The following is a 12,910-nucleotide window of genomic DNA, read 5'->3' as shown; positions in this document are numbered from 1 at the left end:
CTGCCCGGAGCAGAGTATCGCTATCAGGTTAGGCATGATCGGCCCCACGTCGTGCGGACAGCGTCCGAAAGTAGTCGCTCAGCATGCGCGGCACGATCAGTCCGAAGCTCATCGCCACGATGGTCAGGAACGCAGTGGCGCCGTTCGCGGCCACGCTTGAGACCAGATCCACCGGTGCCAGACCGCCGCTCGCGACCAGTTCGACCCGGGCGTTCGCTACGCGGAACAGAAAGAAGCCCGGCATCATGGAAACGACGGCGCAAAACGCGACGGCTGCAAAAGGCAGTCGCAAGCGATCGGCGACCGCCGTGGCCATCATGCCGACAAGCGTGCAGGCGACCAGCGCTCCGACCGCGACATCCATGCCCGCGAGCGAGATCAGTGCCCAGTGCGCGGCATGAGCGAGCATGCCCACCACGATTGGCAATGGCAGCAGGCGCCAGGGCATCGAAAAGGCCGTGCCATAGGCCACGACCGCGCACCCCGCCGCGATCACGTCCGCACCCAGCGGCACGTGCGCGGAAATCGCGGCGGCGGGAAGGGTTGAGCCACCGACGGCAAGCGCCATCAGCAATCCTGCACAAATCATCAGCACGATCAAACCTGCATACGTGGGACGCTCGATGCCGAGCGCGACGCGTGTGTGTGTAAGGTCGAACGCGCCGTTCAGGATGTGCGGCCCCGGGACGAGCACCATGCAGGGACAAAGCGCGATGAACAATTGCGTATCCGGCAAGTGCAAACGCGTGGCAATCGCGCCGATGGCTCCTGCGACGGCCGCGGCGCAAAGTGGCTGGATGAACGGATTGCCGCCGAGCGTCGCTAGCCAGCGGCGCGGGAGCCCGCCCATCCCGGCGCTGAACGCGATCAGCAGCAGGCTTGTCACGTCGAGCACACCGTAGATCACGCCCATCGACGCGGCCCCGATGGCCGCGAACAGAGCGAAGCGTAGCGTGGAGACCGGGCCCATACGCTCGACGGCTGCGAGCGCCGAACGTGCGGCGCTGCCGTTCAGTGAGCCCTCGCAGACCTGGTCGACAATTTTCATGGTTGCCAGTGCTTTGGCCATGTTGACGCTGAGCGGCGCTGCCGGCGTAATGGCAGAGTAGGGCGTTCCGTCGACGCGGAGCTCAAGCTCGCACCAGCGCGGGTGGAGCGTGAGTGACACGCCCTGAGCACGGCCGAGTCTTTCCGCGGCGATAAGTGTCCGCTCGGTGGTCTGCCCGTTGACGAAGAGGAGCGTCGCGGCCTGCGCGACGGTGTCCACTGCGTCTGGGAGCGACAACTGCATGGGTCCAGGCGCCATCGGCATGTCTGCGTCTATCATGGCGTCACAACGCGTCATGAGATGTTGCATGCTTCTCACTCCGTGATCTGGGTCATGCGGTTTTCCGCTGGTGCAAGCCCCCGTTTGCCTGGCTGTCAATCGGCCGGGACTTGCCCTTTTCCAGACTCCAGCGCATCGACGAACAGCGTCATGGCCAGCAAGTCTGCACAGCCCCCAGGGCTCAGGCGCCGGGCAACGAACGCTGCATGGACTGCAGCGGCGCGCGCCTGCCAGTCGGAGGCGCCGACCCCGCCCTGCGCCAGGAACGAGGCGGCGGCCTCGGAGGCATAGCGCATCCCATCGGTGCCGCCGCGGTGCAGAAGGTTGGTGTCGCAGACCGCCGCAATCAGCGCGAAGCAGGTTTGCACAGGCGGTGCATCGGATTCGTTGGGCTGCAATGAGCGGCCCCGGCGCAGGGCCGGCCAGCCCACTTCATAGACGCTGCGAAATCCACCGGCTGCTTCGCCCCGGGCGCCGCCGGCGCCGTAGCGCCGTAGCGCCCCAGTGCCGTGGCTGAAGAGCGGGATCGGACCTCGCCAGATCTCCGCAGCCCAGTGTCGCATGACGACGTCGCCGAGACACATTGGCGCGACCACTGCGCTTTCGCTCAACAGGTCGGCGACGACGCCTGCCGCAGCGCACAGCAAGCCCATGCCGAAGATGGCGCCGCGATGCGTGTTGATGCCGCCCGTGACGGCCAGCATCGCGGCCTCTGCCCGCAGCCCGATAGTCCTGAGATGGCCCATCGCGGCGCCGTCCCGACCGGCTGTCGCAAACTCCCCGAAAAACGGGCGCAGCGACTCGGCGCTGGCCTGCATCATCGGCGCATCCATGTCCGTATGACTGCCGCTATCGACGTGACTGACGAGACCGGGCTTGGGCCAGGTCGCCAGTTCATGCAGAAGCGCGAGCACCGCCTCGTTGGCGATCAGTTCCGCGATGAGGTGGCGTTCCCGCCCTTGCGCGGGTCGGGCAGACCGGATTGCGAATTGGGATACCGTGCTCATGTCCGCCCCCTGGCGCCCGGCAGGGACGCGATGTCGAGGAGTCGAACGCCGCCCATCGTTTTTGCCAACACCGTGGCCCGGTCCTCTGCCCAATGGCCGGACCGGTTCGCTGGCCGGTATGCGTTCCACAGTTCCCGCCAGTTCACGGCGCTGCCGTCGGGAAAGATGACTTCGCCATCAATGCGGATCGGCGCATCGCGCTGGACCTGGCCGATGCCGAAGACAAGGGAGAGGATGTCGAAATTCTCTGGAATCGGCCAGAGGACATCGAGATCCGATTGCGGCGACAAATAGGCGAGGCCGGTCAAGTACTCCCATAGGAGACTTCCGAAGGCCGAAGGCTCGACGCCGGTGCGCGCACCAAGGGCGAGAAGCGAGGCAGTCGTCGATTGCCGGCCTGCATCCGCAACCTTTGCGGCCGCGCCCAATAGCGGGGGTGGTGAGCGTTGCAGGATGCCGCCGGGCGGAAGAACGAGGGCGACCCGGCACTTGCCGGCGGCCGGCGGCAGCGCGACACCGACCGGCACCAGACCCGAGTCCTCCTCCTGCGCGCGGCGTCGGACGATCACTGGCCATTCCCGCTCCGCCCAGTGCTCCAGCAACGGCAGGTCGGCCAATGCAGGGCGCTGGGCCAGGGCCGATGCCCAAACATCCGGCGCCACATGCAAAAGTTCATGCCGTCTCCACGGAGGGCTCGGCATCTGTGTGCCGTCACGCATGGCCGGCCTCCGCCGCCACCTGCTGGGCGATGTCCCGGGCGAGGAGCCGTCCCTTGCGTTCGAGACCGATCTGATCGCGCCGGTCGGAGACGGGTGCGGCCTGACCCAGGAGTGTCGCAAGACGCTGTGCGAATGGTCGGCCGACCGCCCAGGTCTCTGTCACCGCGCCAGTTGCGAAAAGCGGTTCCACGCCTGGCGCGAAGATGGGGGTCGACTTCGCCAGCTCCTTGAGTTGCTCGAGCGGCAGCTTCGTGACTCGAGAGATGGAGGGAAGATCCATCACGCTAGGCTCCGCGCCCGGCAGCGTCACCAGAGACTGGCTAGACAGCGCAGTGGCGATGAATGCGCCAGCCGCCGCGTGGCCGTAAAGAACGCTTACCGTGCGATGGTCATTGGCCGCCGCGAGCTCCAGACTCTTGGCGAGATGGGCGAGATATTCGTTGAGCCCTAGTAGCTCGTCCCGACGCGCCATGTTCTGACTCGAAGTATCGACGAGGACAACGATTGGCGCGCGGCTCCCAGCCTCCACCGCGGCGAGGACATGACCGGCCAGCAGGATCGCACCGTCGACACCGAGCGGCGAACCGTCCACGATACCGACGACCGTCACGTCCCCCTGATTCTCGACGTTGGCGGTGCCATGCAGCGTCCCAGAGGGTCCACGTTCCACTGCATGACCGGATGGGAACAGCGAGTTCAAAACTTCATCGAGCGTCATGATCAGCTCCCTTGATTCGTTGAATGGTCAAGAACGCGTCGTCTGTGATGTCGGAGATGCGCTCTGGCCCCGGCACTCCCGCCTTGCGCCAGATCTCAGGCGCGTCGCGGCAATCGCCGAAGCGCCGCAGGCGCTCCGTCAGGCGCTGTTGCTCGGCCTTCAGTGTCGCCAGCGCGAAGGGCGGGGCATGCTTGATGAGGGCAATCGCCGCCTCGCGGTAATCCTCGATGCCTCCCTTCACATAGCGGTCCGTACTGCCGCTGAGGTAACGCGTGCGGGCGCCGCAAACTCGCCAGACGAGAGCGCGATCCTTCGCATCGAATTCCTCGACGCCCTTGTTGGTTTCGATCACCTCCGGACCGCTAACGCTTACCCGCCCGTGCTGGGAAACGATGATGCGGCTGCAGCAGGCGGTGATGATGCCGCCGCCACCGAAGGCGCCCGCCCGGCCGCCGACGAGAGCAAGTACCGGGATGCCGGCGCTGCGCACCTGGACGATAGCGTGGATGATCTCCGAGATGGCGAGTTCACCTGCATTCGCTTCCTGAAGCCGGACGCCGCCTGTATCGAGCAGCAGCAACACCGCGCGGGGGCCGTCCCGTCCAGCGCCATCACGCGCCGCCCGCAGGAGACCGAGGAGCTTTGCGCCATGCACCTCGCCGAACGCGCCTCCCATGAAGCGCCCCTCCTGCGCCGCCACGAAAACCTCTTGTCCAGCAAGGCGACCTCGGCCCACTACGACGCCATCATCGAAGGCGCCTGTGAGATCGAACTGGGCGAGGTGCGGGCTCATGGTGCGTCGTTCAGGCCCGAAGAACTCGTTGAAGCTCGTCGCATCGAGCAGCCCGGCGATGCGCTCGCGCGCCGAGGCTTCGTACCACAGCGCTTCATAGACTTGTGACAGCTTGCTCATGATTCGATCTCCATCAACCGGACGCTCTGCATCAGCCGCAGGCTGACCGTATCGGGGTGCGCTCCTCCGTCGTTGATCCAGAACCGCAGACCGCCCGGCGCGCCGCGCCTGAAGAATTCCTCGATCACCGCCTCCCAGATCGCGCGGAAGCCGTTCACCGCCGTCGCGACGTTGACCTCGCATTCGTGGTCCGGCAGCACGCGCTCGACCAGAACCTCGAGATTGCCTGAGGCGTTCACGCCGGTGATGGCGTGATGGCGATGGCCCCCCGCTTTTCTGTCTACCTTGCCCTGCATTTGAAAATGTTCCATGTTTTGCATTCCTACCAATTTCTGAACTTGGAAGGCGGCTGATAGAGGCCACCGGACCAGGTCACCAGATCTGCGATCGAATGGGCCGCCAGCAGCTGGCGGTTCGCGTCCAGCGGATCGATACCGAAATCTTCGGGACGGCGGATCACGCCGCGTTGCCGCAGCGCCTCGACGGCCCTGTGATCCCGCTTGCGACCCACGTCGGTGAAGCCCGCCACGCCGCGAATGGCCTGTTCGCGCTCGGCCGGACTGCGGCATAGCAGGAGGTTGGCGATCCCTTCTTCAGTCACGATGTGAGTGACGTCGTCGCCATAAATCATGACGGGCGCAAGATCGAAGTTCAGTTCCTCTGCCATCTTCACGCTGTCGAGCGTCTCGACGAAGTTCGGCTTCATCTTCTCGCCGAAGGTCTCAAGAATCTGCACCACCAGCTTGCGGCCGCGGGTCAGCGTACTGTCGCCGCCCGACGCCTCGCGGCCGGCCTTAAGCCAGGGGACCGAGAGGTGCCGGCGCCCGTGGACGTCCGAACCCATGTTCGGGGCACCGCCGAAACCCGCGATGCGGCCAGGCGTGACGGTCGAGCTGTTGCCGGCAAGATCGATCTGCAGGCTCGAGCCGATGAACATGTCGCAAGCGTAGAGGCCGGCGACCTGACAGATCATGCGGTTTGAGCGCAGCGTTCCGTCATGGCCGGTGAAAAACACGTCGCTGCGCGCCGACATGTAACCGTCCATGCCCAACTCGCTGCCGAAAGAGTGGACCTGCTCGACCCAGCCGCTTTCGATGGCCGGAATCAGTGTGGGATGGGGGTTTAATGCCCAGTGGGTGGCAATCTTTCCCTTGAGGCCAAGCCGCTCGCCGTAGGTCGGCAGCAGGAGTTCAATTGCTGCAGTGGGAAAGCCGATGCCGTGATTGAGGCGCTTCACACCATATTCGATGTAGATGCCTTTGATCGCCATCATGCCCATCAGGATCTGGCTCTCGGTGATGTTCGCCGGATCGCGGGTGAACAGCGGCTCGACGTAGAAGGGCTTCTCCGACCTGACGACGAAGTCGACCAAGTCGCAGGGTATGTCGACGCGGGGAAGTTTGTCGACCACCTCATTCACCTGGGCGATGACGATGCCCGACTTGAAGGCGGTCGCCTCCACGATGGTGGGCGTGTCCTCGGTGTTCGGACCGGTATAGAGATTGCCGTCGCGGTCGGCCTGCACGGCGGCGATCAGCGCGACGTGGGGCGTCAAGTCCATGAAGTAGCGGGCGAACAGCTCTATGTAGGTGTGGATGGCGCCAAGCTCGATCTTGCCGGCGGCAAGTGCACGTGAGATCCCGGCGCCTTGCGGGCCTGAATAGGAAAAGTCAAGCTTGCGCGCGATGCCGCGTTCGAATAGATCGAGATGGGCCTGGAGAACTACGCCCGATTGCACGATATGGAGATCGTGGATTCGCGACGGATCGACGTCCGCCAGAACCTCGGCGAGAAAGTCCGCCTGCTTCTGATTGTCGCCCTCGAGACAGACCCGGTCGCCGGGACGGATAACTACCTCAAGCAACGCCTTCACATTCGTCGGCGGGACCATCTTGCCGCTGGCGAAGCGGGACGCCGCCGTGAGACGGTCATGTCGCGCGCTACGCTCCTTCTGCCAGTCTCTTGCGTCGCAGTGACGGTCTGGCTTCGCCACTGCCTGATTCGATGTTCCGTCCAAGGTAAGCGCTCCTTTGCTGAGTTGATCGACTGATGGCCAGCATGGCCGTGAGAATCTGCGTCTCGTTGATCGCCGTCGGGTCGCGTGTAAAGAGCGGCACGAAGCAGAACGGTTTGCCGGTATTGACGAAAAGTGCATCTAATCGCTTGGAATATCGACACGGGAGACCCAGTCGACGATCTCTTCGGCCTGCCTCTGTTTGTCGCCCTCCAGACAGACGCGATCACCCGGCTGGATCACTACGCCAAGAATTCGGCCAGCCGGTTTGAATCAATCTCCTTGCGTGATGTAAATGTCGAACCGGCCGTCATGCGACGCCGACGCTCTTCGCTCTGAATGTCCCATTGCTTCATTGCGGCTGCCCTCGTTGGTCTGTCGAAACCGGGCCGCTCGCCTCATGGCTGCGGGCCCGCGCCTTGCCGACGTGCAGATCGTTGTCGCCAGTTCCGGGCAGTCATGTGAACGCACCATGCGCACGCTCCTTTCGAAACGGCCTCACGTCGGATTGCCCTTGGACACATTACTGCTGGGAGCGCTTTGCTGCGTCTTCGATAACCGCCGCCACTTCCTTCGGACGTGATTCGTAGACCGAGTGGCTCGCACCGGCCAGCACCGTGGTGCGGCTTTGGGCACGCTGATAGTAGAAGCGTTCGAGATCCGGATTGATGATCTTGTCTTCAGCGGCCACGACGCCCCAGCTCGGCTTGGTGGCCCATGCGGCGACCGTCATCGGCTGCGAGAAGACCTTCGCGGCCGTCATGATCTGCGACTGCGCTTCGAATTGGGCTTGCCTAAGCGGCAAATCAGCAGCGAAGTCTTTCGGGAAGTCGGTCGGAGTCAGGTACGTATAGGCGTCGTCGGTCTTCCTGATCGCGCCCGGCTGCTTCGAGGTGTAGCTGGGGTATTGCTTGCCCAGATCTGACTCGTCTTCGCCGACAGCCGGCGCATGCGCGGCCACGTACACCAGGCCAGCCACCTTCGGATCGACACCGGCTTCGGTGATGATCGAACCGCCGTAGCTGTGCGCCACGAGAATGGTCGGACCGTCCTGCAGGTCGATCACGCGTTTGGTGGCGGCGACATCATTGTCCAGTGAGGTCAGCGGTTCCTGCACCATGGTGACGTGGTAGCCGTGCCTGCTGAGAATGTCGTAGACCGGTTTCCAGCCCGAACCGTCCACCCACGCACCATGGACCAGAACAATATTCCTGATCGGGGTGGTGGCGGCCTGGGCCTCCTGCGCCATGGCAGCTGTCGAGGCAAACAGGCAAGCGGACAAGGAAAGAATCGATGCGGCGATAGGCAAGATCTTCAAGGCGAAACTCCATCAATAAGAGAGGGGAACCTAGCTACCAAAGAACACATTGCAGAAGCTGACCGGTCCGACGCAACTGGAGCGCATCGCCGTATGGGATGCCGATCCTGCCCCGATTCAGTGCTACCACTCAGTGCGACACTGCCGGCGGACTGTTTGGTCAAGTGCTGATCGTCCAACACAGCACCTATAAACTATGAATATGGAATCCTAAATGTAGAAACCGGAAAGGTTGAATCAGCCGAGACGGAACTTACGCAACCAGATACTTGTCGAGTGCCTGAAGCAGCGGACCCGGTACCTCTTCCGGAATCAGGTGGCCGCTCGGAAGGGCATAGCCAGTCACGTTTTCGACCTCTTCTCGCCAGAGGTCAAGCACATTGAACGTTTTACCGACCGTACCCTTCCCGCCCCATAGTGCAAGGAGCGGTGGTGTTGCCTTGTGCTTACTGCTTTGAATGTCCTCACGGTCTACCGTAACCGTTGCGCGATAATCCTCGCAAACAGCGTGGATACACGCAGGATCGTTATAGCAGCGGAAATATTCTGCGAATGCTTCAGGGGTCACTGCACCGGGAGTCTTGCTTTGCACGTCGAGATGTGCGCGCAAATACTGTTCCGGAGCCGCCCCTATCATCACTTCCGGTAGCGGCGCATCCTGGATATGAAAGAACCACCAGAAGTAAAGTGTTGCAAATTCCTCATCAGTATGAGCATACATCCTGTCGGCAGGAGCAATGTCGAGCGTGACGGCACGCTCGATAGCGGTGGGATAGTGCAGCATCATCGCATGCAACACGCGTGCGCCGCGATCATGACCTACGGCCTGAAAGCGCTGAAAACCCAGTGCTGTCATCACTTCGATCTGGTCCAAGCCCATCACGCGCTTGGCGTAGTTGATGTGGTTTTCACCGCCATCAGGCTTGCTGGAGTCGCCGTAGCCGCGCAAATCGGTCATGACGACCGTGAATTTATTAGCCAGTTGCCCAGCGACCTTATGCCACTCGACGTGGGTTGCCGGGTGACCATGTAACAATAGCAGCGGTGGTCCTTCACCGCCAACGAGCGTATTGATAACTGCGCCGCTCGTCTTGATAAATTGCTGCTTGAACCCCGGGAAAAAAGTGGCGTTGGCCTGCTGCGCGGCTGCGCTCAGTTGGCCGGTCTCTGCGCTCAGGTTGGCTGCGGTCGCGCTTGCTGCCGTCTCGACAAAGCTGAGCCCCAGCGCTGCCGCAACTGCAAAGCCACCGGCAATCAGGTGGCGACGGCGCAGACTTTCGACATCGGATTCAGTCATGATTTAAGCCTCAAAGTAGGGGAATTCGAACTATATGTTTCGCAATTTTTTCAAGTTTGATACATATTCCACAGGACGGCTGCCGGACATGAGTCGATTCAGTCCATCGACACACAACCGTTCTAAATCAATAAATTAGTTATACATATTAAGTATTATATAAATTGGAAACCAACAGCGAATGCGCGTGCTTCCGAATTGAAGCGACCTTATGGCGTCGTCGACCCCCAGTGGGGATCGTTACAAACCCTTTAGGCGCAAGCTTGAGCCGATTCCCGGGAGCGGGTGCCAAAGCGCATCAATTTTAACGACGCGAGAAAAATTTCCACACTTTCCACGGCGCCTTAACTTCGCGTCAGGAAGGACGCTAGGGGTTGTTTGTATTCCGATCACCGCCGATCCATCTTTCGAGGTCGCGGTGGGCTGACGAAGCGCGTTCGGCATAGATGCTTGCGGAATCATTGTGGTCCACTGCGAACTCGAGGATCAGACCGTTTGGATCTTTGATATAAAGCGAATGACAAAATCCGTGCTCCATCAAAAAAGGCTTCAGGCCGGCCGCTAGCAGACGGTTCTTGATTTCTTTCTGAGTCGACGGCTCGACTAACAGCGAAATATGCACGAAGAGTGACTGCTCCTTCGCTTTCCATGCTCGCTGCTTTTCTGGATTTGAGAAGTTGAAGAATGCTAGAAAGCTACCATCTCCCAAAGCGTAAGATGCGTGACCCAGGTCGACGTCTTCACCGTCAATGTGCTCTTGCTCTATCCACATCGCTTTCAGCGGAAGGCCGAGAACATCCTCGTAGAACTTGCGGTTTTCCTCATGATCGTCCGTGGTATACGCATGATGATGCAAACGAAGTGGAAGTGTCCTGAGTTGAGACATGGTAGGGAGGTCTCTCTGTATGCCCGTGAAATCGAGCAGTGGTCGAATCGTCCGCGCGATTGACGTCTTGCGAAAAGCGCAGGCGAGGGAAATCAGATCTGTGCGCGTCCGCCATCGACAAACAACTCGATGCCGGTGATGTAGCTGGCGTCGTCCGCCGCGAGGAATGACACCGCTTTGGCAATCTCGTCCGCCTCGCCTACCCGGCCAAGCGGAGTTGTTTCGGCGACCTCCTTACTGTAAGCCTCAATCTGCTCGTCGCTCATCTTGAGTTCCGTTTTGTAGGCCGGCGTGACGATGACGCCCGGCGACACGACGTTGACGCGGATATCGCGCCCTTTGAGATCGGCCGCCCAACTACGGGCGAATGACCTAAGGGCAGCCTTTGTCGCCGCGTAGACGCCGAACGCGGCGATGCCCTGTATCGATGCGATGGATCCTGTTATCACAATGGCGCTTCCAGCCGGCATCATCGGCAGCGCGCCCTGTACCATCAGCAACGTCCCTTTCATGTTAATGCCGACGTATTTGTCAAATTGCGCTTCCGTTATGGCGCCAAGAGGTGCGAACTCCCCGCCGCCAGCATTCGCGAAGAGGATGTCGATCTGTTTGTGGGTCGACGACACGCGTGCAATGATTTTTTCGATGTCCGCTGCTGACGAATTGTCCCCGCGAATCGCCTTTGCGCCGTGCCCAATCTCGTCCACTGCGGCGTCCAGCGCTTCCTGACGTCGCCCGGTAATGAAAACCGTTGCGCCTTCATGCGCGAGGCGCCTGGCGGTCGCAAGGCCAATACCGGTGCTGCCTCCTGTCACCAGGGCAACCTTCCCGGCGTGTTTCGTGGAGTGAATGTTGAAGTAAGGAGAAGGGGTCATCTTCAGGTGCCTCGTCAAAATCGTTGATCACAGGTTGCAGATTAGTGAATACAGGAAGGTCTTAAAAGGCGCTTCGATGGATTCTTTATTCACGGATGTGCATAATGAAGTGCAGTGAGGCGGATAGCGGGCAATCAGTCCGGTCGGGACGAGCTTGGCGGCGGTCGTGGCGAATCATTTTCGAGGTGAGCGATGGATCATTTGCAGGCCATCCGGATCTTTGCGCGGGTCGTTGAAACGGGCGGATTCGGACGAGCGGCGCTTTCGCTGGATATGCCAAATGCGACCGTAAGCAAGTGGATAAAGTCGCTCGAAGCGCACCTTGGCGTGCAGCTACTGGAACGAAACACCAGAAGTGTCAGCGTAACGACCGATGGCGCGGCTTACTACGAGCGCACCCGACACCTGCTCATGGAGCTTGATGACATAGAGTCGACGCTGGGTCGCTCCCAGTGCAGCCCGCGAGGCACCCTCAGAATCGACGCGAGTGGGTCGACTGCAAGCGGTATCATCATTCCGAATTTGCCCGGCTTTTGTGGGCGCTTTCCCGACATTCAGGTACGGCTCGGGGTCACCGACCGCACGGTTGACCTCATTGCTGAAAACATCGACTGTGGGATTCGAAGCTCGGCCGACGATCCCGCTCTGGTAGCGCGTCAAATCGGCGCTTTCGCGTGGACGACATGCGCGAGTCCCGACTATTTGGCCAAATACGGCGTCCCGGAACATCCGCGACAGATCCTTGAGAAGAACCTGCCAGTCGTCGGATACTTTTCTGCAAGCACAGGCCTCGTGCAGCCGCTGCAGTTCCGTCGATCCGATGAAAAAATCACGTTGGAACGTCTGCGCAATGACGTGCTCGTCAGTGAAAGTAATGCTCATATTGCAACCGCGCTGAGCAGTCTGGGCATCGTTCATACATTGGATTTCATGGTGCGGCCGTTCATCGAAAGAAGGCAGCTCGTGCCAATTCTCGTGGACTGGCGTCCCGATCCGCAAGCTGTCTATATAGCGTATCCACCCAGCCGAAGGTATAGCACCAAGGTCAGGGTATTCGTCGAATGGGTGACGACAATCGTTAGCGCTATCTAGCGCGCGAGACTGCGGAACGCGAATAAGTCCTGCTTCGCATTTGTCGCGAAAAATTAGACCTGCTCACTCGCGATGTTCGCTGACGACGCATTCGAAATTTCCCGCTGCTGCCTGCTCGTTTGTGCCGGGCAACGCATGCAATGGAATGGTCACCGTGCGGATCAGGCTCATGTCGAGCTTGCCCGTCCTGATGAGCGCGAGCCGGCGCCGGTAAGCGACGCGCGGATAGACAAAGTCGGCCTTCGTGAAGAGACCTTTCTTCCTTGATGCGGAGGTGAGTGGCTTGGGAACGTACGCACTGATGTTTCCCAGATCGCATGCCCGTATCTCCGGGCCACTGTAATAGCCGCGATCGGCCACCACCTTCGGCCTGGCTTTGCCCATCGCGTTTTTCGCGGAGATTGCCATTCTGCTGAGTTGCCCGTGATCGTTTCCGACGTTAGTCACCTCGTGTGCGACGATCAGATGATGCTTTATGTCCACTGCGGTTTGAACGTTATAGCCCACTATGCCGGAGCCTCGTCCGCTTGTTGCCATGGACCGTGCGTCGGGATCCGTCATGGACAGCTGTTTGTCCGGTTGCTACTTCAACTGCTTTCTGACCTGGTCGAGCTCGCGCATCTGCTGGCGCAAGCTGGCAATCTTCTCGGTAACCGTCCGACCGCGACCGTTCTTGACAGCGTGTTGAGTCAGGCGGCAGCGTGGTGAAGCTGATCGGCGACGACCCATGGCAACAGTTCGTCG

The 12,910-nt window shown here is 60.8% G+C and carries 12 protein-coding genes and 2 pseudogenes; 1 reads left to right on the top strand and 13 read right to left on the bottom strand.

Translation table 11 applies throughout. The features are described from left to right. Positions 1-28: 28 nt before the first annotated feature. The 12 genes and pseudogenes from P3T43_RS23540 to P3T43_RS23485 all read right to left on the bottom strand — a co-directional run bounded on the left by P3T43_RS23540 (position 29) and on the right by P3T43_RS23485 (position 11,074). Positions 29-1,357 carry a threonine/serine exporter family protein gene (locus P3T43_RS23540; protein ID WP_429283447.1) on the bottom strand — a complete coding sequence of 443 codons (1,329 nt, stop codon included), beginning with the start codon at positions 1,355-1,357 and terminating at the stop codon, positions 29-31. Positions 1,358-1,422: 65 nt separating this feature from the next. Next, on the bottom strand, positions 1,423-2,334 hold the full coding sequence (mdcB, locus tag P3T43_RS23535) for a triphosphoribosyl-dephospho-CoA synthase MdcB (RefSeq protein ID WP_429283446.1): 912 nt from the start codon (positions 2,332-2,334) through the stop codon (positions 1,423-1,425). Next, positions 2,331-3,053, bottom strand: a complete 723-nt coding sequence (gene mdcG / locus P3T43_RS23530; RefSeq protein WP_429283445.1) for a malonate decarboxylase holo-[acyl-carrier-protein] synthase — start codon at positions 3,051-3,053, stop codon at positions 2,331-2,333. The genes mdcB and mdcG overlap by 4 nt, the downstream gene beginning before the upstream one ends. Beyond that, positions 3,046-3,771 (bottom strand): biotin-independent malonate decarboxylase subunit gamma, encoded by a 726-nt coding sequence (locus P3T43_RS23525; protein ID WP_429283444.1) that lies wholly within the window; start codon positions 3,769-3,771, stop codon positions 3,046-3,048. The genes mdcG and P3T43_RS23525 overlap by 8 nt, the downstream gene beginning before the upstream one ends. Next, positions 3,758-4,684 carry a biotin-independent malonate decarboxylase subunit beta gene (locus tag P3T43_RS23520; protein WP_429283443.1) on the bottom strand — a complete coding sequence of 309 codons (927 nt, stop codon included), beginning with the start codon at positions 4,682-4,684 and terminating at the stop codon, positions 3,758-3,760. Before P3T43_RS23520 ends, P3T43_RS23525 begins: the two co-directional genes overlap by 14 nt. After that, complete coding sequence (gene mdcC / locus P3T43_RS23515) at positions 4,681-4,995, bottom strand: malonate decarboxylase acyl carrier protein (RefSeq protein ID WP_429283576.1); 315 nt, start codon at positions 4,993-4,995, stop codon at positions 4,681-4,683. Before mdcC ends, P3T43_RS23520 begins: the two co-directional genes overlap by 4 nt. A gap of 11 nt (positions 4,996-5,006) precedes the next feature. Further along, entirely contained in the window at positions 5,007-6,677 is a 1,671-nt protein-coding gene (gene mdcA, locus P3T43_RS23510) for a malonate decarboxylase subunit alpha (protein ID WP_429283575.1), read from the bottom strand. A 55-nt stretch (positions 6,678-6,732) separates the two neighbouring features. Beyond that, positions 6,733-6,893 (bottom strand): annotated as a pseudogene (locus tag P3T43_RS23505) (malonate decarboxylase subunit alpha); the annotation flags it as partial. Between the two features lie 328 nt (positions 6,894-7,221). Continuing rightward, on the bottom strand, positions 7,222-8,016 hold the full coding sequence (locus tag P3T43_RS23500; RefSeq protein WP_429283442.1) for an alpha/beta hydrolase: 795 nt from the start codon (positions 8,014-8,016) through the stop codon (positions 7,222-7,224). 253 nt (positions 8,017-8,269) lie between these two features. Beyond that, positions 8,270-9,313: an alpha/beta fold hydrolase gene (locus P3T43_RS23495; protein ID WP_429283441.1), complete on the bottom strand. Its 1,044-nt coding sequence runs from the start codon at positions 9,311-9,313 to the stop codon at positions 8,270-8,272. Between the two features lie 367 nt (positions 9,314-9,680). Next, on the bottom strand, positions 9,681-10,199 hold the full coding sequence (locus P3T43_RS23490) for a VOC family protein (protein WP_429283440.1): 519 nt from the start codon (positions 10,197-10,199) through the stop codon (positions 9,681-9,683). A 92-nt stretch (positions 10,200-10,291) separates the two neighbouring features. Further along, complete coding sequence (locus tag P3T43_RS23485) at positions 10,292-11,074, bottom strand: SDR family NAD(P)-dependent oxidoreductase (RefSeq protein ID WP_429283439.1); 783 nt, start codon at positions 11,072-11,074, stop codon at positions 10,292-10,294. Between the two features lie 192 nt (positions 11,075-11,266). On the opposite strand from P3T43_RS23485, the gene P3T43_RS23480 reads away from it, so the two are divergent. Continuing rightward, complete coding sequence (locus tag P3T43_RS23480; RefSeq protein WP_429283438.1) at positions 11,267-12,166, top strand: LysR substrate-binding domain-containing protein; 900 nt, start codon at positions 11,267-11,269, stop codon at positions 12,164-12,166. A 225-nt stretch (positions 12,167-12,391) separates the two neighbouring features. Here the strand turns inward: P3T43_RS23480 and P3T43_RS23475 are convergent. After that, positions 12,392-12,814: pseudogene (locus P3T43_RS23475) on the bottom strand (transposase); the annotation flags it as partial. Between the last annotated feature and the right edge of the window lie 96 nt (positions 12,815-12,910).

Source organism: Paraburkholderia sp. GAS41 (assembly GCF_050436545.1).
GTDB lineage: Bacteria > Pseudomonadota > Gammaproteobacteria > Burkholderiales > Burkholderiaceae > Paraburkholderia.
The sequence above is the reverse complement of the archived record's forward strand: the minus strand, read 5'-3'. Positions and strand labels throughout refer to the sequence as shown.

Coding starts and splice junctions, on each gene's coding strand:
- P3T43_RS23540 (WP_429283447.1), bottom strand. CDS start 1,357: ATGCAACATCTCATGACGCGTTGTGACGCCATGATAGACGCAGACATG.
- mdcB (WP_429283446.1), bottom strand. CDS start 2,334: ATGAGCACGGTATCCCAATTCGCAATCCGGTCTGCCCGACCCGCGCAA.
- mdcG (WP_429283445.1), bottom strand. CDS start 3,053: ATGCGTGACGGCACACAGATGCCGAGCCCTCCGTGGAGACGGCATGAA.
- P3T43_RS23525 (WP_429283444.1), bottom strand. CDS start 3,771: ATGACGCTCGATGAAGTTTTGAACTCGCTGTTCCCATCCGGTCATGCA.
- P3T43_RS23520 (WP_429283443.1), bottom strand. CDS start 4,684: ATGAGCAAGCTGTCACAAGTCTATGAAGCGCTGTGGTACGAAGCCTCG.
- mdcC (WP_429283576.1), bottom strand. CDS start 4,995: ATGGAACATTTTCAAATGCAGGGCAAGGTAGACAGAAAAGCGGGGGGC.
- P3T43_RS23495 (WP_429283441.1), bottom strand. CDS start 9,313: ATGACTGAATCCGATGTCGAAAGTCTGCGCCGTCGCCACCTGATTGCC.
- P3T43_RS23490 (WP_429283440.1), bottom strand. CDS start 10,199: ATGTCTCAACTCAGGACACTTCCACTTCGTTTGCATCATCATGCGTAT.
- P3T43_RS23485 (WP_429283439.1), bottom strand. CDS start 11,074: ATGACCCCTTCTCCTTACTTCAACATTCACTCCACGAAACACGCCGGG.
- P3T43_RS23480 (WP_429283438.1), top strand. CDS start 11,267: ATGGATCATTTGCAGGCCATCCGGATCTTTGCGCGGGTCGTTGAAACG.